The sequence below is a fragment of the Kitasatospora sp. NPDC005748 genome (genome assembly GCF_040630735.1).
Taxonomy (GTDB): Bacteria; Actinomycetota; Actinomycetes; order Streptomycetales; family Streptomycetaceae; genus Kitasatospora.
In genome coordinates this window covers 1-25931 of record NZ_JBEXYD010000087.1, presented here as the reverse complement: position 1 = coordinate 25931, position 25931 = coordinate 1, and the positions used below count along the sequence as shown (strand labels likewise).

Annotated in this window: 13 protein-coding genes and 1 pseudogene; 9 read left to right on the top strand and 5 right to left on the bottom strand. The window is 70.7% G+C overall.

Features of this window, described 5'->3' with window-relative positions; genetic code table 11:
• Positions 1-44: 44 nt before the first annotated feature.
• The gene (locus tag ABZ495_RS34450; RefSeq protein WP_359839837.1) at positions 45-479 is read left to right on the top strand and encodes an XRE family transcriptional regulator; all 435 of its coding nucleotides are present in this window, start codon (positions 45-47) and stop codon (positions 477-479) included.
• A gap of 801 nt (positions 480-1280) precedes the next feature.
• On the opposite strand, the gene ABZ495_RS34445 is transcribed toward ABZ495_RS34450, so the two are convergent.
• Positions 1281-5219 (bottom strand): ricin-type beta-trefoil lectin domain protein, encoded by a 3939-nt coding sequence (locus ABZ495_RS34445; protein ID WP_359839835.1) that lies wholly within the window; start codon positions 5217-5219, stop codon positions 1281-1283.
• A 464-nt stretch (positions 5220-5683) separates the two neighbouring features.
• Between ABZ495_RS34445 and ABZ495_RS34440 the strand changes: the two genes are divergently transcribed.
• The gene (locus ABZ495_RS34440; protein ID WP_359839834.1) at positions 5684-13768 is read left to right on the top strand and encodes a ricin-type beta-trefoil lectin domain protein; all 8085 of its coding nucleotides are present in this window, start codon (positions 5684-5686) and stop codon (positions 13766-13768) included.
• An 80-nt stretch (positions 13769-13848) separates the two neighbouring features.
• The gene (locus tag ABZ495_RS34435; protein ID WP_359839832.1) at positions 13849-14181 is read left to right on the top strand and encodes a hypothetical protein; all 333 of its coding nucleotides are present in this window, start codon (positions 13849-13851) and stop codon (positions 14179-14181) included.
• Between the two features lie 178 nt (positions 14182-14359).
• On the opposite strand, the gene ABZ495_RS34430 is transcribed toward ABZ495_RS34435, so the two are convergent.
• Positions 14360-14947, bottom strand: a complete 588-nt coding sequence (locus ABZ495_RS34430; protein WP_359839839.1) for a tyrosine-type recombinase/integrase — start codon at positions 14945-14947, stop codon at positions 14360-14362.
• Positions 14948-14956: 9 nt separating this feature from the next.
• Between ABZ495_RS34430 and ABZ495_RS34425 the strand changes: the two genes are divergently transcribed.
• Complete coding sequence (locus ABZ495_RS34425; protein ID WP_359839830.1) at positions 14957-15805, top strand: IS5 family transposase; 849 nt, start codon at positions 14957-14959, stop codon at positions 15803-15805.
• 20 nt (positions 15806-15825) lie between these two features.
• Here ABZ495_RS34425 and ABZ495_RS34420 read toward each other — a convergent pair.
• Positions 15826-16296: pseudogene (locus ABZ495_RS34420) on the bottom strand (tyrosine-type recombinase/integrase); the annotation flags it as partial.
• 528 nt (positions 16297-16824) lie between these two features.
• On the opposite strand from ABZ495_RS34420, the gene ABZ495_RS34415 reads away from it, so the two are divergent.
• Entirely contained in the window at positions 16825-18339 is a 1515-nt protein-coding gene (locus ABZ495_RS34415) for a hypothetical protein (protein ID WP_359839829.1), read from the top strand.
• A 300-nt stretch (positions 18340-18639) separates the two neighbouring features.
• On the opposite strand, the gene ABZ495_RS34410 is transcribed toward ABZ495_RS34415, so the two are convergent.
• The gene (locus ABZ495_RS34410) at positions 18640-19563 is read right to left on the bottom strand and encodes a hypothetical protein (protein WP_359839827.1); all 924 of its coding nucleotides are present in this window, start codon (positions 19561-19563) and stop codon (positions 18640-18642) included.
• A 1162-nt stretch (positions 19564-20725) separates the two neighbouring features.
• Here ABZ495_RS34410 and ABZ495_RS34405 point away from each other — a divergent pair.
• The 4 genes from ABZ495_RS34405 to ABZ495_RS34390 all read left to right on the top strand — a co-directional run bounded on the left by ABZ495_RS34405 (position 20726) and on the right by ABZ495_RS34390 (position 25266).
• Positions 20726-23278, top strand: a complete 2553-nt coding sequence (locus tag ABZ495_RS34405) for a helix-turn-helix domain-containing protein (protein WP_359839825.1) — start codon at positions 20726-20728, stop codon at positions 23276-23278.
• A gap of 17 nt (positions 23279-23295) precedes the next feature.
• Positions 23296-23772, top strand: a complete 477-nt coding sequence (locus ABZ495_RS34400; protein WP_359839823.1) for a hypothetical protein — start codon at positions 23296-23298, stop codon at positions 23770-23772.
• Positions 23773-23841: 69 nt separating this feature from the next.
• Positions 23842-24387 carry a helix-turn-helix domain-containing protein gene (locus ABZ495_RS34395; protein ID WP_359839822.1) on the top strand — a complete coding sequence of 182 codons (546 nt, stop codon included), beginning with the start codon at positions 23842-23844 and terminating at the stop codon, positions 24385-24387.
• Positions 24388-24837: 450 nt separating this feature from the next.
• Positions 24838-25266 carry a DUF6086 family protein gene (locus tag ABZ495_RS34390; protein ID WP_359839820.1) on the top strand — a complete coding sequence of 143 codons (429 nt, stop codon included), beginning with the start codon at positions 24838-24840 and terminating at the stop codon, positions 25264-25266.
• A 47-nt stretch (positions 25267-25313) separates the two neighbouring features.
• Here ABZ495_RS34390 and ABZ495_RS34385 read toward each other — a convergent pair whose 3' ends face one another.
• Positions 25314-25721: a transposase gene (locus ABZ495_RS34385; protein WP_359839818.1), complete on the bottom strand. Its 408-nt coding sequence runs from the start codon at positions 25719-25721 to the stop codon at positions 25314-25316.
• Positions 25722-25931 lie beyond the last annotated feature (210 nt).

The following is a 25931-nucleotide window of genomic DNA, read 5'->3' as shown; positions in this document are numbered from 1 at the left end:
GAGACGACACGACACCCCGTCTCTGCCACCGAGGCACCGGCACTATGCCTGACCAGCGGAAACGCACCCGTCACTATCGGAAAGACAACGGCTTCAAAGGCCAGAGCACCCCGAAGCCCGCCGCCGCGAAGAAGGTCGAGGAGCAGGTCCGCGCGAAGTGGCAACCCAAGGTCAAGCAGCGCGTGTGCAACGCCGCCGAGACCAACGGCTTCATGCTGCACATCAGCGGCACGTTCGGCTACAGCTCGGCGGCCGGCTCCACCGACGACCCCCGCCCCCGCACCATCACCCACAAGATGCCCGGCAGCGTCGCCCAGAAGCTCTACGCCGCCCGGGACGCCGGAGCCTCCCAGGCCGAGCAGGAACGGATCCTCGCCGAGGGCCTGCGCGAGCACTACTTCAAGGACAACGGCCACCGCGCCCGCGGCCTCGACGTCGAACTCAACGACGTCTCCTGGACGGACGTGGAAGGCCTGTAGACGCCCCCGAACCTCCTGTCGCACCCTCCGGTGCCTGAGCGCTCCACACTCGGCAGGGCGCAGCCCGTCTGGCTGGACGTCAGGCCGAGGGTAGGTCGCTCATCCCCTCTGGCCCGAGGTCGCGGGCGAGGAGTGGGCACCACCGGCAAAGCTTCGGTGTCAGTTGGGCCGCCGGTCCGGGACCTCGACGTCGTGCCCCGCGGCAGGAAATCTTGCTGCCATTCACGCCTCAAATGGGCTTGTCGCACGACCTGGTGCCGAAGAATCTTCGGTGTGTCCGCCGTCGGTTCGGGAACGCAGGTGGTCCGCGCCCGGCGGGCATCCCCGCAGGCGCGGGTAGGAGTAGGCCGGGTGGCCCTTCGTCTTGCCGCAGGCGCGGGGAGGACGCCGCCGACCCCGGCTACAGCGTCCATCGACTCGCCTGGCTCCTGCTCCGGTCGGGCTGAAGGAGGGCATCCTTGCCGCGATCATCGCCGGTCGTTTCCCGGCGGTCGGCGGAGGATTGGGGTGGGGGGAGGCCACGGATCAGGGGTGGTGCGGATCGGCCCGCCCGGGCCTTGCCCGACTGCTCTACAGCTGCCTGCGACGTGGCGGCGGTGGCGGCCCGGGTCGCTTCTTCGGTGGGGCGGCGGGTCGAGGCCGCGGCCTGTCTGGCACGGGCCGACTGGGCTTCGGCGCTCCCGGCGAACCCGGCGGCCCGCTCGGTGAATGCGGCAACGTCCTTGGGGTCCGCTCTGCTGACGACTGAGGGCCCGCGACGCGATGTGCGTCGCGGGCCCGTTTACCGTTCGAGGGGGATGGTCAGGCGGTGTTGGGGTAGATCGACCATCGCTGGTTGGCGTCGGCTGCGCCACTGCTGTCGTGGGTGCACTGCCAGATGCCCAGAACGGTGCCGTTGGCGTCGTTCCAGCCGGGCAGCTCCAGGCAGGCGTTCGACGCGGGGTTGTACAACGTGCCGTCGCCGCGGTACGTCCAGACCTGGCCGCGGCTGCCCCGACAGGTCTCGATGGCCGCCGGCGCGCCCCAGTCGGTCCGGTCGTCGCGAACGGTGACGCACTTGCCACCGGTTCGCAGGGTGCTGTCGGAGGCGAAGGTGAACTTCTGGTTCGTACCGCTCCAGCAGTCGTAGAAGCCGAGCGGGCCGCTGTCGGGCGCGCCGTAGCTGTCGAGGCAACGGGACGGGTTGCGAGCGGAGTTGATGTTGTAGCTGACGGGCCGGGCGCCCGAGATTTCCTGCGCCGCCCCGAACTGCGGCACGCCGCCGTCGGGGGTGCTGCCCAGGTACTGGATCACGCGGCCGTCAAAGACGGTGACGTTCAGGTCGGGGTACCCGTCGGCATTGATGTCGCCGGCCGAGTCCACGTTGGTGAAGACGTCGGAGGCGAACCCGAGGGGCAGCGCGGTGTGGGCGGTCGGGACCGTCCACTGCTCGCTCGCGCCGTCGTGGCACTCCCAGATGCCCAGGTGGTTGCCGGCGGTGGCGTCGGCGCGGGGCACGTCGAGGCACTTGCCCGATTTCGGGTTCTTCAGCAGCGATGAGTTGGGTACGGGCACCCACTTCTGGGCGGGGCTGTTGTTGCAGTCCCACAGGTTCACGGGTGAACCGTTCTCGGTATTACCGCCGGTGACGTCCAGGCACTTGCCGAGGACGTGCAGGGAGCCGTCGGTACCGAGGGTGAACCGCTGGTTGCCGCGGTCGCCCTCGGCGCAGTCCCACAGTTGGGCGGCGGTGCCGTTGGCCGTCCAGCCGTGGTCGATGTCGGCGCACATGCTCCTGCCGTTGGCGTCCTTCAGGGCGGACACCAGGGGTTGGCGGGCGGGCGTCGCCAGGGGCGTGAAGCCGGGCTTGAGCGTTCCGGTGGAGTCGATGGGCAGTGGCAGGCTGGTGACGGCGCCGGTCACGCTGTCGCGCACCCAGAGCGCCGGCTCGCCGTTGACCGCGCCGGGGTAGAGGAGGGTGAAGCCGCTCCAGTCGTCGGCGGCGCCGAGTTTGACGCCGCCCTGGAAGCGGCAGTCGCCGGCCCCGCCGGGCGCGTAGTAGAGCAGCTGGCCCTTCTCGATGGTGACGAGGTAGGGCTGCCCGGTGTCGTTGGCGGTCTTGACCGCGGTCATCTGGGTGATGTTCTGCCAGGTGCCGTCGATACCGCGGCTGCATACGCCGGCGGTCGTGCCGATCTGGATGGGTACCTGGGTGTAGTGGCCCGTCACGCCCTGCGGCACCATCGCCGCGTCGTTGACGTAGTAGAAGAGCTGCTTCTCGGCCTTGTCGTAGACGATCAGGTCGTCGACGCTGTTGCCGGTGAACGAACCCCGGTGGGCCAGCAGATAGTTGTTCCAGCTGTCACGGCGAGGGCTGGCCTCCCTCGTGGAGGCGGTTCCGGGCTGGGCCGTGAAGTCGCTGTTCCCGGCGAGCAGGCCCAGGGAGCCGTCGGAGGCCGGCACCAGGTAGTCGGGGACGTCGTCCCCGGTCACGTCCCCGGCGACGGGCTTGGTAGCCGGGTTCCACGGAGCGTAGAACTCGTACACCGCCCAGTCCGGCTGGGAGTTGCCGGCCCTGTCGACGGCGCGGACGTAGAGCCGGTGCACGCCCCAGTTGTCACGGTTGAGAGAGATCGGGATGTCGGCGTAGGCGCTGCCGTCGGCCGTGACACCGCCGGCCGGCTGGCTGGCGTAGCCGCTCGGCGAGCTGGTGTCGTCGAGCGCGTACTGGAAGCCTTCGACCCCACTGGCGATGCAGCTGCCGCGGGTGCAGCCGCCCGGCACCGGGTCGGTGCTGGTCACACGGATGGCCAGGCCGGGGTCGCCGGCGTGGCCGGTGGGCTTGATGCCGCTGCCCAGCGGCGGGAACACCGAAGAGGGCGCGATGTTCGCGAGCGTCGGCGCGCTGCGGTCGACGTTGAAGTAGCAGAAGCCGGTCGGAGGACTCTCCAGGACACCGTCGCTGGACCGGACGTCCCAGACGTACTGGTGTCCGTCCTGCGCCTGGAAGCCCAGGTTGACCTGGCCCCAGCCGCCGCCCGGCGGGATGGGCTGGCTCGCTCGCCAGATTCCGCCGGCGGGCGCGCCGTTCTCGCCCGCGGTCATGTTGTCCCAGATGTGGAAGTTGACCGCGATGTTGGTGCCGGGCATGGGAGTCCTGGCCCAGGCCTTCAGCCAGATGTCGGACGTGCCGTCCGGCAGCGGCACCGTCTGGCCGATCCAGCCTGTCTGGTCATTGCCGCACTCCGAGTCAGGATTCCTCGGCCTGGGACTGATGTCGATGTCGCTCGGGGTGTAGGGCGCGATGTCGTACGTGGCCATGATGTACGGGTTGGGGAAGACCCGCATGAAGTGATTGACGTCGGTCGACGTGTTCTCGTCGCCGATCAGGCCGACCGTCCACCGCTGGATGCCCTGCTGGGCCACCTCACGCAGCTCGTTGGTCACCGGGAAGACGATCTGTTGGGCCCCGCATCCGCCGTAGGCGCTCTTCGGCCACATCGCATCGCCGAGGTGCCGGTAGATGTCCGGTTGCCGGTTCCAGGTGGTCGCGCCGTCGATGCCGCCGGTCCACTTCAGCCAGACCGGAGCGGTGGCGTTGCAGTCGTGTGCCGCCCCGTAGGACTCGGTGACGTACATGTTGGCTTCCGCGATGTACATCTCGCGCGTCACGCCACTGGTGTCGAACTCGAAGTAGGAGCGCTCCATGCCGTAGCAGTTGGGCCGCTCGTAGTGCTGGAATCCCACTCCCTGGCCGTTGCTCTGGGGCTTGTCGTAGGTCGACACGTTGGCGCACTCCGACGCCGACATGACCTGGGCGAAGTGGTTCGTCCCCATGGCCGGCGTCGGCTGGAACGTCGGGTCGATGTACAGCGGCCAGACGGTGTCCTTGCCGGCGAGCAGATCGGCATCGGGGGTGAGGGTCAGCGCCGAGGAGTCGACGCTGACGCCGATCGGCTTCACGTGCGCGCCCGCGCCGGGGGCGTCGGTCGACGACGCGCTGCCGGCTCCGGCCGACGGCGCGCCGGCCGCCGAAGAGGTACCCGCGGCCGCCTTGACCGCCGCCCTGACGGGTGCGGGGGAGGGGGCGGGAGCCTCAGAAGCCGAGTCCCACATGATCGGCGCGGACGCCTGGAAGACGGGTGCCCCACCCGCTGGGGCGGCGGATATGTTTCCGTGGCCGTCGTCGGAGACCACGAGGTTCTTCGTGGCGGTGCCGAACCGCAGCGACCTCAGCGCCGGGTTGGCGGCGGCCGTGGCGTTCTTGACGACGAGGACCTCGCGGACCGAACCCTGGTCGCCGACCTCGACCCGGAGGTCGACTCCCGGCAGGACCTCGGCGTAGACGGCGGTGTCACCGTCCACGGCGGGCGCGGGAAGGCTCACCGGGAACGTCAGAGCGAGACCGCGGCCCTGCCGATCGGTAAGCGTCGCCAGCGGCCCGGTGCCGCCGCCGGACACGGTGACACCGGACGGCGTGGCCTTCGGCGCGAACGTCCCGTCCGCGCCGCGAAGGAGCGTGGCATCGACATCGGCCCATGCGCCGCCCTTCTTCACCCTCGCCGGCAGCAAATGACTCGTGAGGGCGAGCTTTCCGGTCGGCAGGGCGACGGTGAGGGAGGTCTCGGTCGTCAGCTCTTCGACGGGGACCGGCTTCCCGGTGGCCTTCGCCTTCCGCAGCGCGGTCTCCAGCGCGCCGGCGGCAGGCGCCGGCTGAGCGCTGCTGTGGCCCGGAGCCGGCGCAGCCTGGGGAGCCGGCACGGCCGCGAGCGCGACTCCGGACGTGGCCAGGAGGAGTCCGACGGCACCCAGGGGAGCCAGGCGTCTCGCCAGTCGACCCCGTAGCCATCTCGGTGGATGGGATTCTCGCATCGTGTGTCAGTTCACCTTCACAGCACGACTCTCCCCGTCCAGAGCAGGCTGATGTGACTCGCATCACCGATGCCGGCGAACGGGGAGGGCCTTTGTCCAATTTGATGCCATTTCCGATCGGCCATCAGTTGATGTCGCATCAATTCAGCCATCGGTAAGCAGCCGAACGGTATTGCGTCCGAACGCGGACTGGCAATACGGTTCCGGCGATCACCATGGGACTCCTCTGCCTCGATCATCACCGCAGGTCACAGACCCATTTCAATTCCATTGACACGGAGCGGCACATGCAATCCGGTTGGGGACGATCCGCCAACTGCTCACGAAGAGGGGGTGTGCCCTGGCGAAATGCGTTGACGATCACCGCACTCACCGCCGCGCTGTCCCTCGTTGTTCCCCTGACCGGCTACGGCGTCGCCTGGACGGCGCGCGCCGCCGACCAGGACGCGAAGTCCCCGCTGCCCGAACTGCCCACAGTCGGTGGCCGTGACGCCGACAAGAAGCGGAAGCCCGAGCAGCTTCCGCACCCCGCGGGCTCCCACGACCTGCAGCCCTTCAAGGCGGACCCCGTCCAGTGGCCCCCACCGGCGACGATCACCGTCGATCTGAAGAACCGGCCCGACATCGTGGGCGGCAAGAACGGCACGGACACGGCCGTCCGCGCCGGGTCCACCCCGGTGTTGCTCGGCACCCACCCCACTGCCCCGGCCTCGCCCGCCACGACGCAGAGCACTGCCGGCAACGACCCGCAGACCCCGGCCGATGGCGCACCGGGCGCAGTCGAGGTCAAGGTCGCCGACCGGGCACAGGCCCAGCAGGCGAACGTCGACGGTCTCCTCGTCGGGCTCAAGCGATCCGACGGCGGAAAGGACGCCGCCGGCCTCGACGTCTCCCTCGACTACAGCTCGATCGCCGACGCCTACGGCGGCGGCTACGCCTCCCGGCTGCGGCTGGTGACCATGCCGGACTGCGCGCTGACCACGCCGCAGCTCGCCGAGTGCCGTACGCGCACGCCCATCGACACCACCCTGGACCCGGCCACCAAGCGGATCACCGGCAGAGTCGTCCTCCCAGGCGACACGGCGGCTCCCGCCCAGGCCTCCCCCGCCCACGGCTCCCTCGCCAAGGGCGCCCCCACCGAGGCCGCCCCCGCCACGGCCCTCAGCCCGGCGCCGGCGCCGGCGGGCGGCGGCACGGCCCTCGCGGCGGTCCCTGATGTCGGCGGCTCCCAGGGCTCCTACACCGCGACCGACCTCTCGTCCTCCGGCTCGTGGACGCAGAGCGCCTCCGGCGCCTTCACCTACTCGTACCCGATCTCCGTGCCACCGTCGGTCGGCGGGGAGGCCCCCGGGGTCGACCTCGCGTACAACTCCCAGTCCGTCGACGGCTCGACCTCCGCCCGCAACTCGCAGGCGTCGTGGATCGGTGACGGCTGGTCGTACAGCCCCGGCTTCGTCGAGCGTTCCTACAAATCCTGCCAGAACAGCGGCATCGACGGATCCGGCGACCAGTGCTGGACAGGCTGGAGCGCCACACTGTCGCTCGGCTCCCACTCCGGAGAGCTGGTCCGCGACGACACCGGCGTCTACCACCTCCTGAGCGACGACGGCACCCGCATCGAGCGCCTCACCGGCGCGGCCAACGGCCTGTGGCAGGGCGAGTACTTCAAGGTCACCACGACCGAGGGCACCGCCTACTACTTCGGCCTCAACCACGCCCCCGGCACCACCTCCGACGGCGCCACCAACAGCGCCTGGGGCACTCCCGTCTACCACCCCAACAGCGCCGACCCCTGCTACACGGCCGCCAAGGGCAAGAACTCCCAGTGCGACCAGCAGCCCGGATGGCGGTTCAACCTCGACTTCGTCGTGGACCCCAACGGCAACCTGCAGCGCTACGACTGGGCCACCGAGACCAACCGCTACGCCATGGGCGCCGGCCAGGCCGCCAAGACCGGCGGCACCGGAACGCTGACCCCCTACACCCGCGGCGGCTACCTCAGCCGAGTCTCCTACGGCTACCAGCTCGCCGACGCCGTCGCCGGCCGTGAACCCTCCGCCAGGGTCACCTTCAACACCGCCGAACGGTGCGTGGTCTCCGACACCACCTGCCGACCGGAGAACCTGTCCGCCACCACCGCCAAGGACTGGCCGGACGTCCCGTACGACCTCGCCTGCCCCGAAGGCTGGGTGACCAGCGGCACCGGCGCCAACGTCTGCTGGATCGGCTCGCCGACGTTCTGGTCCACCAAACGCCTGCTGAGCATCGGAACCGAGCTGCGCACCCAGGGCGGCTGGCAGAACGTCGACCGCTACGACCTGAAGCACATCTTCTCCAAGGCCGGCGCGATCATCGACCCGGCGACCGGCAAGCCCGGCGACCCGAACTACGGCGACGGCTCACTGCAGTCGGTCATGTGGCTGTCCGAGATCCGGCACACCGCCCTCGACACCTCGGCCGGCGGAGCGGGCCCGATCACCCTCGACCCGGTGACCTTCGCCGGCACCGAGCTCAACAATCGCGTCGACGGCCTCGACCCGCCCGCGCCGCCCCTCTACCGACCGCGCATCATCGGCATCAATACCGAGTCGGGCACGCAGGTCACCGTCACCTACCGCGACCCGGAGTGCTCGCGGACCAAGGGCGTCATGCCGGCCTCGGCCGACAGCAACACCCTGGCCTGCTACCCGGTCTACTGGACCCCGCCCCGCGGAGCCGCCCCGATCGCCGACTGGTTCCACAAGACGCTGGTCGCCAAGGTCACCGCCGCGGACAACACCACGGCCGCCTCGCCGGCCCGCGAGACGTCCTACAGCTACAGCGGCGGCGCGGCCTGGCACCGCGACGACTCGGACCTGACGGATGACAAGTACCGCACCTGGAACGAATTCCGCGGCTACCGCACCGTCACCACCACCACCGGTGCCGCCAACGGCCCGGACCCGCTCGGCCAGACGTCCGTGTCCTACTTCCAGGGCATGGACCAGGACCGCCGCGCCGACGGCACGCTCCGCAGCATCAAGCTGAGGACCTCCGCCGGCGAAGAGGCCACCGACTCCGCCTGGCTCTCCGGCACCCCGCAGGAGGCCATCACCTACCGGGAGGCCGGCGGACCCGCCATCGCCAAACAGCTCACCGGCATGAGCACGGCCGACAAGGCGATCGCCACCCGAAAGCGGTCCGCCTGGAGCTCGGACCCGAAGAAGCCGCTCTCCACGCTGCCGGACCTGGAGGCACGCCGACCCAAGTCGTCCGAGGCGCGTTCCAGCACTCTGCTGGCCGACGGCACCTGGCGGACCGCACGCACCAGCACCACCTACGACGAACTGGGCCGGGCCGCCACCGTCGAGGCGCAGCCCGACGTGACCAGCGCGGACAATCGCAGTTGCACCACCACGCTCTACGCGGCGGCACCGGCGAGCAATCCGATGATGCTCGCCTACCCCAGCGCGGTGAAGACCGTGGCCGGAGCGTGCGGTACCGCTGCCTCCGCCACCACGGTGGTCAACGACCGCCAGGTGGTCTACGACGGCAGCGACGACCCGAAGAATCCCGGTGTTCCCGGCGTCCTGGGGCAGAACGGTCGAACGTTCGGTTACCCCACCGCCACCCAGAACGTCACGGCGTACGACGCCCAGGGCAAGGCCGTCTACCAGACCCTCGCCGCCCAGGCGTACGACGGCTACGGGCGCGTCGTACGCAGCGTCGACGCGACCAACGGGGTGAACACCAGCTCCTACAGCCCTGCCACCGGTGTACTGCCGTCGGAGGTATCGACGGTCAACGCGCTCAACTGGAGGGCCAAGAGCGTCGTCTCCCCGGCCCGCGGCCTGGTCACCCAGGCAGTCGACGCCAACGACCGCGTCACGGACTCCACCTACGACGCGCTGGGCCGGCGCACCGCCGTCTGGCTGCCCGGAAACGCCCGCGCCAAGGGCAGGCCCGCGGACCGGACGTTCGAGTACGACACGCACGGCGTGAGCACCGACCCGAACTCCCGGGCCCCGGCACCGACCGTCACCACCAGGGCACTGCACGAATCGGGGAACTGGGAGACCTCCGTCACCATCTACGACGGTTTCCTTCAGCCCCGCCAGACGCAGAGCATGCCGGCCAACGGCGCCGCCGGCCGCGTCCTCACCCATACCCGGTACGACAGTCTCGGCCAGGTCACCAAGTCCACGGCGACCTGGTACGACAAGGACCACGGAGGGCCGAGCACCACCCTCTTCGAGGAGCGGGACAGCGACGCGCCCTCCCAGACCCGGTTCCTGTACGACGGTGCCGGCCGGAAGACCGCCAACGTGCTCTACTCCCGGGGCCAGGAGCTCTGGCGCACCAGCACGGCCTACCCGGGGGCCGACCTGACGGTCAGCACACCGCCGAGCGGGGGCACGCCCAGCACCGTCTACACCGACGCGCTGGGCCGCACTACCTCCTCCGTCCTCCACGGCGGCAGCGCAACCGGCGACGTCACCACCCGGTACACCTACGACCAGCGCGGCCAGCTCGCCACCATCCAGGACGACGCCCACAACACCTGGTCCTACGGCTATGACATCCAGGGCCGGCGCGTCTCCCAGACCGACCCGGACACCGGGTCCTCCGCGACGTCGTACGACGAGTTCGGACGGGTCGCGAAGACGACCGACGGGCGCGGCACGCAACTGTCGTTCACCTACGACCAGCTCGGCCGTGTCACCGGCCGCTACGCGGGCGACAGGACGGACGACCCGGGCAAGCTGCTCGCCTCCTTCACCTACGACACCCCCGCCAAGGGCTATCCCACCTCCTCCACCCGCTATGTCGGCGGCGCGAACGGGGACGCGTACGTCCAGAAGGTGAACGGCTACACCGAGCGCTACCAGCCCACCGGCACCACGACCACCATCCCCGCCGGTGAGGGCAAGCTCGCCGGCGACTACAGCCAGACCCTGTGGTACCAGGAGAACCTCGGCCTGCCGTCCGGCGTCACGTACGGAACGGAGGGCAACCTGCCGGCCGAGGACTACGGCTACTCCCGCAACGACCTCGGCTACGTGGTCGGCACCCGCGGTCGGACCACCACCCTCCACCTGGCCAACTACGACCCCCTGGGCCGGATCCTGCGCTCCCAGTTCGGCGCGGAGAACTACCTCCTGCGCTCCGGCGCGCAGTACGACGACATCACCGGCCGCCTCACCAAGAGCGACGTGATGTTCCAGGAGGCCGACGCCAACCCGGTCTCGTCCACCTCCTACGGGTACGACCAGGCGGGCAACCTCGCCTACACCTCGGAGCTGCAGTCCTCGGGCGGCATCGACCAGACGTTCGATACCCAGTGCTTCCACTACGACGGCCTGAACCGCCTCGTGGAGGCGTGGACCGACACCTGGGGCGTCACACAGCCGACCGCCGGGGCGGTCTCCCGGTGCAACAACGCCGACCCCGGTCCTGCCACCATCGGCGGTCCGGCCCCGTACTGGCAGACCTACCAGTACAACCAGCTCGGCGACCGGACCCAGCAGGTCAAGCACGACGTCACCGGCGACACCGCCCGCGACATCACCCAGACCAGCCACTACCCGGGTGAGGGCCGCGTCCCGGCCGCCAAGCCGAACACCGTCACCAACGTCACCACCCGCACCGGCAAGGCCACCGTCCGGCTGACCTCGGGCCAGACCGCGGACGACGGTACGGCGCTCTGCATGGACGTCTGGGGAGCCCGGACCTCCGACGGCACCCCTGTCGGCACCTGGACCTGCCACGACGGCGGATCCGAGAAGTGGACCCGTCCGGGCGACGGCACCCTGCGTGCCCTCGGCAAGTGCGCCCGACCAGTCGGCGGGAACGGCTTCGCGGGCGCCAAGGTCGAGCTGGTCACCTGCGACGGCAGCAACAGCCAGCAGTGGACGGACGGTGCCGACGGCGCCCTCGTCCACTCCTCCACGTTCTGCCTGGAGATCCCCGGGGCGAACGGGACACCGGGCACCCAGCTCGGCCTTTGGGCCTGCAACGGCCTTGCGCACCAGAGGTGGCCCGCCACCGTCAACGGGCCCAGTGGCCCCGACTACACCGCGAGCCTGACGCCTCAGTACGACGCCCAGGGCAACACCACCTCGCGAAGCACCACCGCCACCACCACCCTGCCCTCGGCCCTCCCCACCGGCACCACCCCGCTCTGCCTGGACGCCACCGGCGCCACGAACACCAACGGCACGCCCGTGGAGACGTGGACCTGCCACGAGGGCGGCGCCCAGCAGTGGACACTCGACACGGACGGCACACTGCGCGTACTCGGCGCCTGCGCCCGCCCGGTCGACGGCAAGGCCACCGAGGGCGCCCAGCTCGAACTGTGGGCCTGCGACGGCAGTGACAGCCAGCGCTGGCACACCGCCGCCGACGGCTCACTCGTCCACGAATCCGGGATGTGCGTCGACATTCCGTGGAGCAGCACCACTCCGGGCGCCCGCGTCACTCTGTGGACCTGCAACCAGGCCGCCGCGAACCAGAAGTGGGGGGACCACAGCAGCAAGCCGACCAACGGGGCAGGTCAAGCATTCACCTATGACCTCGAAGGCCGCACCAAGACCGTCACCACTGCCGACGGCACCCGCACCAAGACCTCCAGCTACCTCTACGACGCGTCCGGCACGCTTTTGGTCCAGCGGGGGGCGGAAGGCACCATCCTCTACCTGTTCGGCGGCGCCGAGCAGATCATCCTGTCCGCCGACGGAACCACCGTCAGCGGCAACCGCTACTATCCCCAGCCGGACGGAACGACGGCCGTCCGTTCCAGCGCCGGAGCGCTGACCTACCAGTTCCACAACCCGCAGAACACGTCCTCCCTCCAGGTGGACGCGGCGACCAGGGCCATCACGCGCCGCTCCTTCGACCCGTACGGCGCGCCGCGCGGACCGCTCCCGGCCACCTGGTCGGACAACCGCGGCTACCTCGGCCAGCCATTGGACGGCGCCACCGGCCTGAACCTGCTGGGCGCCCGGAACTACGACGCCACCCTCGGGCGCTTCCTCACCGCCGACCCGGTGCTCATGGCCGGCGACGCCAACCAGATGGGCGGCTACACCTACGCCAGCAACAATCCGGTCAACCTGACGGATGCCGACGGCCTCTGGCCCAAGTGGGTCACGTCCGCGGTCAAGTCCGTCGGGAAGACCGCCGCGGGCTTCGTCGACCAAGCCGTCGGCTACATCACCGTGAACAGCTTCTACGCGGCCGGAAACAACATCCTCTCCGGTGTCAACGAGGCCGTCGGCCAGCAGACCGGCGTCCCGGTCTTCCCGGGCATCACCCCGATGCAGACCACCGAGCACCCGATCGCCGACCTCGTCGGCATCCCTCACGACGACCCCTACTACGTCGCCGGAGAGGTCATCGAGACCGTCGTGGAACTCGGCGCCGACGGCGTCGGCCTCATCAAGGGCGCCAAGGCCGCCACACAGGCGATCAAGAACGCCGGTGGTATCCGGAAGGCGCTGACCAGCCTCTTCAAGGGAGCGCCCAAGGTCGAACCGACTCGCCCCACCGCTCCCAAAACCGCCCCCTCCGACCCGAAGCCTCCGGCCACTCCGAAGGCCGAACCGACACCGCCCGAGGAACCCCTCGGAACGCCCTGCAGCTTCACACCCGACACCCCCGTCCTGATGGCCGACGGCTCGACCAAGCCGATCGCCGCCGTCACGCCCGGCGACCGCGTCGAAGCCGCCGACCAGTGGACCGGCAAGGACCAGGACGGCCGCACGGTCACCGCCAAGTGGTCGCACGAGGACGACGACCTCGTCGACGTCACCGTCAAGGCCAGCGGCGTCACCACCACCATCAAGACCACGTCCAACCACCCCTTCTGGGACGACACCACCCACGACTGGGTCATGGCGGGCGACCTCACCGTCGGACACGCCCTCACCACCCCCGACGGCCAACCCGTCACCATCACCGCCGTACACGCGCTCCACGGCCAGGCCCGCATGTACAGCCTGACCGTCACCGAACTCCACACGTACTATGTGCTGGCGGGGACCACGCCGGTCCTGGTCCACAACTGTGGCGAGGTGGCAGTTGACACGAATGCTGTGACGGATGCGCTATCAGGCGCGAAGACTGCCGAAGTAGATGCCGCTTTGGCGGGGCGTGCGCCTGTGCTTTCGCCGACCGCGCATCGTGAACTCCTCGAAGGTGGACACTCGGCGGAGGGCATTAGTAGCTGGCTGTCGGCTCGCGGAGGCCGAATGGGCCCCGCTTCCACTAGCGACGGCGTTTCTTCTCTCCAGGCCCGCCTCAGGGCCATGTGGAAGGGTAAGTCCTTCAATCCGATGATTGCCGACGACGACGCTTCGGTCTTGCATTCGGCAATACAGGACGGCTTGTCGATTATCACAAACGACAAGCGGTTCTATAAGAATATCGATAGGCTCGGGTACTCGAGTGAAAGATATTAGTTGACCATGCTTGGGGGCGGTCCGCTCGACAATTTGCGGACCGCCTTCGGCGAGTGAAAGTGCTGGCAGAAGGTGGCTTGATGCGTGAAGATGAGCTTGATGAGATCGAGGAGCTGTGCTCTGCGGCCACTCCGGCGCCTTGGTTTGTCAGGACATTGGATGATGACTCTGCCATGAATCTGGTGGCAGTAAGCACCGTTCCCGACACTGGTCAGGCGGAGAGGTGGCCGAACTTTGACCACCGAGAGATAGTTGCTGCGACGCTGGTTCAGCATCCGCGCTATGTTGACTCCGGCGATGAGCGATGGGATGAGAATGCGGCCTTCATTGCAATGGCGCGAGAGGCTGTACCGCGCCTTGTGGATGAAGTTAGGCGCCTTCGAGCCCTGCTCGCGGAAGGGGAGAATCGTTAAGTTGCCCTGTCCGGGCTTGATGCTCCGTCGCTAATGAGTCTGTATTGCCTCTTGTTGTGAGATTGATACGCGCGGGAAACTAGTTAAGTGTGTCCATGGCAAAACAGCCCCGCCGGTGTTTCCCGGCGGGGCTGTTTTGCGCTCACAGGGCGTCTGACGGCAGTAGTTGACGGCAACGTCAGCGGACGGGGGCTGCACAAAGCGGCGGGCCGTCGCCGTCGTCGGGTTTGCTGATGACCTCAAAGGGATTGCGGAGGGCGCGGCCGAGGAGGTCGATGGCGTCGCGCTGGAGGCGGAGGCGGACGTGGGCGTAGACGGTCGCGGTCACGCCGATGTGCGCGTGACCCAACAGCTCCTTGATGACGACCAGTTCGACGTCTTGTTCCAGGAGCAGGGTCGCGGCCGAGTGCCTCAGGTCGTGGATCCGGATCGCTCGCAGGCGGGAGCGGCGAAGAAGCGCCCTGAAGTGCCGCGAGAGCGTGGCGGGTTCGATCGGGTGGCCGTCGGGCCGGGTGAAGACGTGGCCGCTCTCCTTCCAGCTCCCGCCAGCCTTCTCCTGCTCCCGAGCCTGCTGCTCGCGGTGGGCGCGCAGCGAGGTGAGACAGGAGGTAGGCAGGGCGATCCGGCGTTCGGAGCTGAGAGTCTTGGTGGGGAGGGTGGTCAGAGGGCGTTCGATAGGGGAATCCCCCCAACTGTCCGGCTTTGATCGAGGCGGCACGGACTCGGTTCCAGGATCCCGTAGCGGCCGGGTCCGTGTCCGCGATATTGATCAACCGTGACGGAACGACGCCGGTACCCCTCGGACCTGAAGGATAATCAGTGGCAGCTCATCGAGCCGACGCTGCTGCGCTGGCGGTCGGCTCGCGGCGAAGGCCGTGAGCCGACCACCGAACTGCGCGAGGTGGTGAACGCGATCCTCTACGTCGCGCGGACCGGGATCGCTTGGCGGTACCTGCCGCACGACTTCCCGCCCCACACCACGGTCTACGGCTACTTCAAGGAGTGGGAACGCGGCGGCACCACCGAGCAGATCCACGACACGCTCCGTGACCAGCTGCGGGCGAAGAAGGGCCGCCGGATCCTGCCGACCGCGGCGGTCATCGACGCCCAGTCCGTAAAGGCCTCGCCGAATGCCCCGGCCGACAGCCAGGGCTACGACGGTGGAAAGAAGGTCAAGGGCCGCAAACGCCACCTCGCCACCTATACCCTCGGCCTGCTCCTGGTCCTGATCGTCACCGCCGCCGGCGTCCAGGACTCCGCCGGCGGCAAGCAGGTCCTCGACGCCCTCGCCGACCGGTGGCCCATGGTGACCAAGGCCTGGGTCGACGCCGGCTACAACAACGGTGTCGTCAAGCACGGCGCCGCCCTCGCCATCGACGTCGAGGTCGTGGCCCGGGACAAGGAGCAGAAGGGATTCGTCGTCCAGCCGATCCGCTGGCGGCTCGAGCAGACCTTCGGGATCATGTCCCGGTACCGGCGGCTCCACCGCGACTACGAGGAACTGCCGGACCGGTCACGCTCGATGATCCACTGGGCCATGGTCAACTCCATGACCAACCGCCTGACCGCCGCCCCGGACAGAGCCGGGCAATACCTCCGCCCGAAACCCCTCGCAGCAGCCTAAATCGGTATCGAACACCCTCTCAGGCCGCCGGCGCTGGTGCGCTGGAGGGTGCGGCGGATGCTCGCGGTGCCGCCCGGCAGGTCGATGTCTTCCCAGCGCAGACCGAAGAGTTCGCCCTTGCGGAGCCCGGTTCGGAGGGCCACTTCGAACAGTGCGTGCAGGCGGTGCCCCTGCGCGGCAGAGAGGAAGGCGCGGGCCTCGTCGGTGGTGAGGGGTTCGAAGCGGCGGGGGCGGGGTGTGCCGGTGCGGACGTTGCGGGCGACGTTGCGCGGGATCTCTTCCTCGCGTACCGCGTGCTCCAGGGCGGACTTCAACACGGAGTGGATGTAGGCAAGCGTTAGCGGGGAGAGGCGCTTGCGGCAGCACTTTCCGACCGCGCAGCAGCGGGGGCGGCGGTCGGCCTGTGCGTCGGGCTTGCGGCCGGCGTCGATGCCGTGTGCGCAGCACTGGCAGACGATGCGGAGTTCGTTCAGGCAGGTGCGGACGTCCTCCCGCACCGCAGCCCCGCTGCTCCGCGCTCACCCCGGGCTGCCGCTGCCTTCGATGGGGCCCGAACGTCCGGCTGCTCCCCGAGCCCGACGTCCTCGCCTGCCCGCCGGCCCCGGCCCGTGTCCCGCTGGCCGCCGTGCTGCACCTCGTCCCGCGCTCTGCCGCCGCCGCCCTGCCGCTCCGGCCCGGGCCCGCCAGCCGGCACGCTGCCCCGGTCCCGGGAGAGAGCGGCGCCGCTCTGCTGCGTGCTGCCGTGCTGCTCCGGCTCCGGGCCGTCCGGTAGCCCTGGCTGCGACGTCCCGCCAGTCGCAGCCAGGGCTGTTCCCGGCCTCTGGGGAGGGGAGTGCCGCTGCTCCTCGCAGGGCCGGCCCCCGGGGGGCACACCCTGGCCCCAGGCACGCCCCGGGGGAGGCATTCGCAGGGGTGTGCCGCCGTCCCCGGGGGCGGTAGGCCGTCCGCCCCGCCCCGGCGGGCCCGTCCCTTCACCGCGCCCACCGTCGAGTGTCGGTGCGGCGGGCTACGGTGCGCCCATGACGTTGACGTCGATGCTGGACGCTCCGCAGTCGCCGTTGAGACGTTTCCTGGTGCAGGAGTTGCCGGATGTGCGGCGCCTGCGCGCGGCCTTCCGCGCCGCGCTCCCGCCCGACGCCCCGGGGGCCGGGGCAGTCGCACCGGGCACCGTCCTGCGCCGGTCACTGGTGGGTACGGCGGTCGACCACCGGCTGCGGTGCGCGATGCGGGCGCAGGTGCCGCGCGGGCGCGCGGCGGAGCGGGGCGCCGAGGTGAGCGCCGATGTCCTGGGAACGGACTCCGCGGCCGGCCGGGCCGTGGCCGAAGCCGTGTCACGGACGTTGGAGGAACTGCGGCACGCCGCGCTGCACCACCGGCTGGACGACCGCACGCGCCCGGTGGTGCGCGAGGCGGCCGTCGAGGAACGCCTGGCGCGGCTGTGTCTGGCGGCGGCGATCGCGGAGGAGGCGTTCCGCTGCCCGGACCCCTCGGTCGCCACCTTGGTCAGGTCCGCACACCCCGGGTTCGGCCTCGAGGACCTCCTCCACCTGGCGAGCGAGGACGAGGTACGCGACGTCGTGCGGGTCGCCGCCGCAGCCGACCGGGGCCTGGCCGCACTGCGCGCGCACGCCGCACCGCAGCAGGTCGTCCTCGCCCCGACCTTCGAGGGCAGTGAGGACGTCGGGGGAGCGGACGGCGACTGGATCGCCGGCGGCCGGCTGATCGACGTCAAGACCACGATCCACCCGGGGAAGCTTCCCCTCGTCGACGTGTACCAGCTGTGCGGATACGCACTCCTCGACTACCACGACGCCCACCGCGTCACCCACCTCGGCTGGTACTGCGCCCGCCCCGGCGCGGCCGTCGTCTGGGACACCCAGGCATTCTTCGCGCTCCTGGGCGCGAGAAGGCCGCTGCCCGAACTGCGCGAGCTCACCGCACACCTGCTGCGGGGAGACCGGCGCCCCCGGCCCCAAGCCCCCAGCCCGCCACCCGACACCGCCCGCGGCAACCCGGCCACCCCGGCGACGGCGCAGGCCCCCGCACCCCCGGCCACCGGGACACGGCCCGTCATGCTCTCCTGGCAGGAACCCGACCCGCACCACGCCGGACAGCTCCTGTGCGGGCAGGCCCTGGTCCACGACAGCACCACCCGACCGGCCGACACCACCCGGCTGTACACCCGCACCGAGATCCTCGACCGCTGGGGAACGGCCGGCACCCACATCAACCCACCCGACGAACGACTGGCCGCCTGGGTGGGGCGCTTCGACCTCACCACCAAGGACGCCATGCTGCGCACCATCGGCTCCCTGCGCTCCATGGCAGGCACCGTCGGCGACGTCCACGGATGGGGCGAGTGGTCGCTGCCCGTGTTCGAGGATGCCTGCGCACGCCTGTTCCGCTGGTGGACCTGGAGGCTCGAACAGCTAGACGCGGCCGGCCGCGCCGAGATCGACGTGCAGGTCCGCGCGCTCGACCGCTGGTGCCGGGTGATCTACGACGACCGGGAGATGGAGGGGGCGCGGGACTGACCCGGATGTCGGGGCGATGAAGTGACGGGGCGTGTGGCGGCCTCGCACAGGTGGCGGCCGGAGCCCCGCCCCGGGCGGACCAGCGGCCACGGTGGGACGTGGTCCAGGTCGTCCCTGGTGTTCACGGCCGGCGGCGGTGTCCAGGACGCGACAGGCGATGTCCGAGGGTCGTGGCAGGCATCGGGGTGTGTGCCGCACTCAGCGGCGGGCCCGGCCCGCATCCTGTCGAGCTGTCCAGGCGTGCGTCGATGCCGTTCCTCGGGCCGGGAGGCGTACGGCGTTCGGCGGTTGCCCGGGCGATCACACGTGCGGCGGTGCGGGGGGCGGGGCGCACGGTTCGCGGACAACGAGTGCGAGGTGTTCGGCGAGAGCGTCGAGGGCGGCCGCGTACGTGTCACTGACGCTGTACAGCGCCTCGTGTACGTCCCGGTGTACGTCCCGGCGCATCTCGTTGCTGATGCACTCAGCCACGACCTCCTCGACGGGCCGCTGCTGGATCTCGGCCCTGCGGCGCAGGCGCCGGGCACTCTGGCCGGCCAGTCGGACGGTCACGGTCATCTCCGCGTGCTCCTGCGCAGCACCGGTGACGGTGTCCGCGGGTGCTGACGGCAGTACCCGGCTGCCTGCGGGCACAGCGCCTTCGCCCCGTGCAGTGCGTTCGGTGGGCGCCGGGTGCACCGTCCCTGTGCCGGGATCGGGTACGTGGGGTGGGGTGGCGGTGTTCGTCCGCGGGCTTGGGGGGAGTCGGTCGAGCCAGTCGCGGGTGACCCGGGCGGCGCGGCGGATCACCTGCTCGTCGGCTCCTGCGCGGGTGTGCACCCCGGCGATCCGGTTGATGCGGGCGTTGACATCGCGGTGTGTGGTGCCAGTGGCCGTGACGAGCTGGTTCACCATCGCGTTGAGTCGCATGCGCGGCTCGGGCCCGGTGTCGGTTTCATCGTTCCGGAGCGTGTCCGGCTCCTCGTCGCCCCCTGGTTCCGGTTCCTCGCACTCGCCGCAGATGTCGAGGATTCGGTCGACCTCCACGTGGCCGCACATCACGCACACGTAGCCGTCGCAGGCGGCGCACAGGCTGGAGGCGCTGTCCGCGTCGCGGCCCCAGGCGCGTTCCTGGGAGATGCACCCGCCAGTGCACGGCCGGGCGACGTAGCGCGCCACGGCCGGGGCCGGATGCGCTTGCTGGCCCTGCTCGTCGCGCGCGGCCGCCTGCGCCGCGCCGCCCAACGGGCCGCGGACTCGGTGCCCGCCCGGGCACGGGCCTCCTGGCAGGCGGCCCATTCCGCCGGCGTGAGGTGGCCGGCGCACGCGACCACGGGGGCGGGGAGATCGTCGTAGCGCGGCCACTCGGCAGCCTCCCGGCGGCACAAGCGCCGGGTCGTCCTGGCCCGACGGGTACACGTCGGCATCCCGCATCTCCCATCTGGTCGCGCGTCGGGCATCAGTGCGTCGCTGAGCGGGTTTCCCAACTTGCGTCGGCATAGGAACCCGGGCTGACGACTCGTGTCGGTGTCGGGGCGCCGGTTGTCTCGATCGCGACGGCCGGGACCCCGGCAGAGGGTGGGGGAGGGGTAACCGACAGCACACAGAGCTGCGGTGCTCACCGCAGGCCGCTCTGGTTCGGCCGAAACCTGTTGTCGAACGTATGGCTGTACGGACGGTTGCTCGTAGCTCATCGACTGCCCCGGCCTCTGGGGTCGCGGTAGGTGAAGCCGCGTCATCTGGCGCTTGCGCTCGCCCGCCGTCCCGGTGCGCCGGCCGACGGGGATGACGGGGATGTCGTTCGCCGAGTTGTCGCAGGAGTCCGGCCGCAACGAGGGGGTCATCGCCTCGTGTCTGATCAAGCTCGACATGCAGGGCCGGCGGTCGAGGATACCTGGGACTGCGGCGGACGGCCGTCCGCGGCACCTCGGGCGGTCGTCCCCGACCGGTGCCGTGCGGCGAACGCGCCTTCGACCGGCGGGGAGGCGGGTCGGGTGCCTGCCCGTCCCCTGTCTGGCTTCACGCCCGGGCTGTCCGCAGGACCGGTGGGCCCTGCCGCAGCCCCCGGCCGGGCAGCGGCGGCGCGCTCGTGGGGGAGGAGCCGAGGCGTCGGCCGGGGGTACGGCGCCGTCCGCTCCCCGTACCGCTGCCCGTCGGCCGGCGATGTGCAGACGAAGTCCTCCTTGAGGCGCGTGGGTCGGCGGGCCGGGGCTGGTGCGCCCGGGCGCGTACCCCGGTGTGGCTCATGCCGGGGAAACGAGCATGGTCGCCCTCGGGGCACAGTCTGTCCTCGGCGGTCGTGGCGGCTGGGCCGACTGCGGCATGCTCAAAAGAGTGAAAGTGACAAAGAAAGTTACATCCACGAGTGACTTTCGCGCTAGGCTGGTTGGTGAGAGGGGAGGTGTCGATGAGCGACGACCTATTCGCGGCGATCGACGCGCTGCTGGAGCGGCCGAAGCCGGCGGAGGACCTGCCGGTGCCCGCCGAGCGCGAGAGGCTGCGCAAGCTCGGCGAGTACACCCAGGAAGACCTGGCGAAGGCGCTGAAGACGCGGCGGGAGACGATCGTGCGCTGGGAGGCCGGGTCGAGCGACCCGCGCCCGCCCAAGCGCGAGGTGTACATCCGCTTCCTCGCGACGCTGGCGCTGCGCCACGGTACTGTCGAGCCGGCCGAGTGGCTGCGCCGGGCCCAGGCGTCGGGCCTCGCACCCGCCGCCGTCCAGGCCCCGGCTGACGGCCCGTCGACGGTCGCCCCGGCTGACGTGGCTCCGCAGGTACCCGCTCCCGTGGTGCCGGCGGCGTTCGGCGGCGAGCGTCAGGACCAGGTGGTGGAGCTCGACCGGGATGCGGCCGGGGACCTGGTCGCCGGGCAGCCACGGCCGTGTGTGCGGTGCGGGCGGCCGACGCCGTACCGCGCGCAGGGCCGTCCGACGCACATGGGCGGCTGGTGTGTCCCCGCGGTTGGGCCGCCGTCGTCGGTCGCCGGGCTCGTGCAGGCCGCCCAGGCCGCCACCGTCGAGCACCCCCCGCCGGCTCCGGTCGTGGAACGGCACGCCGGGGTGGAGGCGGCCGGGCCCTCGCGGGCCGCGCTGGAGGCGCTCGCCCGCCATCCGAACGTCGCCCCCGTAGCGGCGCCGACCGCCCCCGGAGCCGGTCCGGCGGTTTCCCCGCGCCGTGGCGCGCCGTCGCGTCCGGTCGCCGGCTCGTTGTCGCGGGCCCGGAAGGCGGCAGCCAAGAAGCCGTCCTCCAAGAAGCCGGCCGCCGAGGGGCCGGCTGATTGGGAGCAGGCCGCCGCCGCGCGTTTCCCGGCCGGGCCGCTGGCGGTGCTGGACGTCGCCCCGTCCGGCAGGGCACTGGTGGCCTACCTCGCCGACGGCACCCAGGCTTCGACCGCTCCGGTCGGCCGCACGCTCGCCGCTGTCGTGGAGTGGGCGCTGGAGCAGAGATTCGGCTCGCCCAGGTTGCACCGGCACGGCAAGGACGGCGACGCCCTGGTCGTCCTCACCGACGCCGCCCTCGCCGAGCTCGGCCTGCCCCCGCTCGGGCGGGACGAGAAGAAGGAGTTCGTCCCCCGGCTCGGACAGCTGCCGAAGACCCACAAGACGGTCAAGGCACTGGAGAAGGCCGGCTGGCAGCTCACCCAGCGCGGCCTCGGGCCGTGGGCGCGGATCTACCGCACCCCCGAGGACGGCAAACGCCAGTGTGTGCAGCTGTGCATCCCGGCATGGGGGGCACTGCCCACCCGCGACTGGTCCGCCGTCCCGGACCGCCTCGACGCCCCCGGCCTGGCCCGCCTGCTCGGCACCTACGCGAAGCGCGTGCTCACCCCGCGCGGCTCCACCGCCGTCTCCGGCCTGGAGCTCGTCACCGCGCTGCGCCCGCCGACCCGCGCGGTGCGCACCGGCACGGGCTGGACCTCCGGCCCGGTGGAGGGCTCCCGACCGAAGGACGCCTTCGACCCGGCCCCGCCGGAGGTCCCCGACATCCACCCGCTCGCCGAGGGCCGCGAGGTAGGCGGCGAGCTGGTCACCGAGGCCTGGGACTGGCACCGCCCGCTCACCGAGCAGGAAGCCGCAGCGCCGTTCGCGGTCGGTCTGGACGTCAACATGGCGTTCCTCGCCGCCGCCGGCCGTCTGGTGCTGCCGCTGTCCGGGCCGGTCCACGAGCTCAATCCCGTCTTCGACCCGAAGATCCCGGGGTCGTGGCTGGTCGACCTGTCCGGGGTCGACACCAACCCGCTCCTCCCGTCGCCGTTCACCCCCGACGGCTCCCGGCCGACCGGGCCGGCCTGGTACTCGACGGCCAAGGTCGCCTACGCCATCGAGCTCGGCGCCAAGGTCCAGCCCACCGAGGGCTGGCTGCGCCACGAGTCCGGCCCCTACCTCGACCCCTGGCACAAGCACCTGCGCGCCGCGTACCTGGAGACGATGGCCGCCCTCGGCGTCCCGCTCAACGCCGACCCGCTCGCCTTCCTGGACGCCATGGCAAACCTGAAGGCCGGCGACCCGGCCGAACTCGCGGTCCTGACCGCGATCAAGCAGACCGCCAAGGGGGCCATCGGCAAGATGCGCGAACGCCCCCGCGGCCACGGCTACAAGCCCGGCGAGCGCTGGGCCGCCCTGGAACGCCCGACCTGGGACCCGCTGATGCGCGCCCTGGTCATCGACACCGCCACCGTCAACCTCCACCGCAAGCTCCGCCGCATGGCCGGCGACACCGGCCTCCACTGCTTCGCGGTCCTCTCCGACTGCGCCGTCTTCCCCTCACCCGGCCCCGGCGCCCTCGACATCCTCACCAAACCGGACGGCACCCTCACCACCTCGCTGCGCCTCGGCGTCAGCCCCGGCCTGGTGAAGTTCGAAGGCTCCCGGCCGATGACCGAGATCGCCGAGCTGCTCGCCGACGACGCGAACCCGGCCCGCCACATCAAGACCGGCGGCCAGGTGTCCGCCGACGAGTAGCCGCACCCCGGCCGCAGGTGCCCAGGCCGGACCCGCGCCACGCGGGCCCGGCCGGGGTACGCACCGCACGACCCATCAGCAGCGGGCCGCCGGAAACGGCGGCCCGGAACACAGGGGAGGAACTCATTGAGTACGAGCACACGGAGCACGACCCGCGCGCCGAGCAGCTCGCCGCCGCCTACTGGCACCAGACCAGGCCGGGATCGGTCACCTGGGTCCGCCTGAAGCCGGAGATCCGGGCCGAGCTGACCGAGCAGGCGGACACCTGGCTGCGCGCCGCGCAGGCCGCGGGCATCGTGGCGCCGGCCGCCGCGCCGGGCGAGGACCACACCGCCCTGTGGCTGGACGACCAGGGCGGCATGTGGAACGACGTCCCGACCAGCGACGGCGGCGACCTGGCGCTGCCGTTGGTCCACGCCCGCGAGGAAGCCGTCTCCCGCCGCGACCTCGAAGAGCGCGGCCACCGCCTCACCCTCATCGGCTGGACCCGCTGAACCCCGGCCGCCCGGCGCCGGCCGCCGGGCGGCCCCCACCACCGCCACCACCACGGAAGGAGACCTACGTTGGGCGAGATCGACGAGGGCCTGGAGCGCGCCGAGCGCACCCGCCCGATCCCGCAGTCCGTCCAGGCCCGGATGCGGTTCCTGCTCAAGGGCGCCAAGGGCTCCACCAGGGCCCTGGCCGCCGAGCTGGGCGTCTCCCAGCGCACCGTGCAGCGCTGGCTCAAGGGCCAGGCCGCCCCGAAGCCCGCCGCGGCGAAGAAGGTCGAGGAGCGGGTCCGCGCGAAGTGGCAGCCCAAGGTCAAGCAGCGCGTGCGCAACGCCGCCGAGACCAACGGCTTCATGCTCCACATCTCCGGCACCTTCGGCTACAGCTCGGCAGCCGGCTCCACCGACGACCCCCGCCCCCGCACCATCACCCACAAGATGCCCGGCTCTGTGGCCCGCCGCCTCTACGAGGCCCGCGACGCCGGAGCCGGCCAGGCCGAGCAGGAACGGATCCTCGCCGAAGGCCTGCGCGAGCACTACTTCAAGGACAACGGCCACCGCGCCCGCGGCCTCGACGTCGAGCTCAACGACATCGCGTGGATGGACCTGGAAGGCCTATAGCCACACCGCGGCGCCCTCCGCGTCGCCGAAAACGAAGTCCCGGCCGCCCCCAAGCGGCCGGGAATTTCTATGTGCGCGACCCCACACGCGAATTCACTGACGAAATTCGAAGAACAGAATGAGCGACCACATCGACCACGCCGACGATAACGGCTTGCCGTCCCTGCCGCTGCCCCGTCGTCCCGACCTGCTGATAATGCCCGCCGCCGCCGTCACCCTCCTGTTGCGTGCCATCGCCGCTGGCTGGACCGCCTGCCCCTGCGACGACACCGGCTGTCTCCAGACCACGGCGCTCTGCGCCGCCTCCTCACCGGCTACGCCGACGAGCTGGACCCCGAGTGTGGCTTTGTTCACGAGAACGGGTTCTGGCTCACTTTCCGTGGAGGGGTGACTGACCGTAGTCTCATGTGCTCGCGACACTGGCCGGTATGGCCAGCAGGGAGGGGCCGCATGAGCCAGTACTACGACATAGGCGACGAGACCCTGTGGAACCCATCGAACGGGGCCTCCCGGCTGTTCCTGGGCCAGGTGAGTCTCTACCAGGCGGAACTGGGTCTGCCGTCCGGTATCGGACCGATGCAGGCTGACGAGTGCCAGATCGACCCCGTCGCGTTCAAGGAGTTCGTCGACGCCCTGCTCGCGTGGCATCGGAGAACAACCCACGCAGTCATGGCTGCCCTGTCCGAGGGCTTCGTCGCCACGGTGCTGGTCCTGGCGGAAAGGGCAGGCATCGAGGTGAACTGGCAGCCATCAGGCTCTGCCGAGGGCGGCAGCCTCAAGGATCTCCAGGTGCCGGCTGCCCCGGTTTCCTCTGAGGCGACTTGGGTGGCTGCCCTTCAGTACAAGTCGCGCGAGCTGGGCCGATTCATGGCGGTCTGAGTCTGTCCGCCCTGCGACGTGCATGGACGCGATCAGAAGGTGACGTCCTATGAGTAGAGCAGGACGCGCTTGCGGAGGAGATGGAAGCCAGCTCGGCCGAACATCTGGCGCTTGAGCATCTTGATCCGGTTGACGTGCCCTTCGACGACGCCGGAGTTCCAGGGGAGGGTGAGGCCGGCGATCACGGCGTCCCGGTCGCGGTCGATGCCCGCGGCGAGGGTGTGGAGGCTGGGCAGGTCGTCCTGGCGGACGGCGTCGAGCCACTCCGGGAGTCGCTCGCCTTGGCGCTCGGTGAGCATGATGGCGAAGGACCGGACGTGCCGGGTGAGTGCGTCGAGTCCGGGGCAGTGGGCCAGGACGGTCTTGAGCTGGAGCTGCTCGGCCTCCGACAACGCGGTGGGCCGCCGAAGGATCCAGCCGGCGACGGTGCGGGGCGACGGCGGCTGCGCGGTCACGGGCTGGGGAGAGGTCCGCTTTTGACGCAGGTAGGCGCGGACGCGCTGGTAGCTGCCCTTGTAACCCAGCGGGACGATCTCCTCCCAGAGCTTCCAGGCGTTGGTGCAGCCCTCAGAAGCCGTTGTCTTTCCGATAGTGACGGGTGCGTTTCCGCTGGTCAGGCATAGTGCCGGTGCCTCGGTGGCAGAGACGGGGTGTCGTGTCGTCTC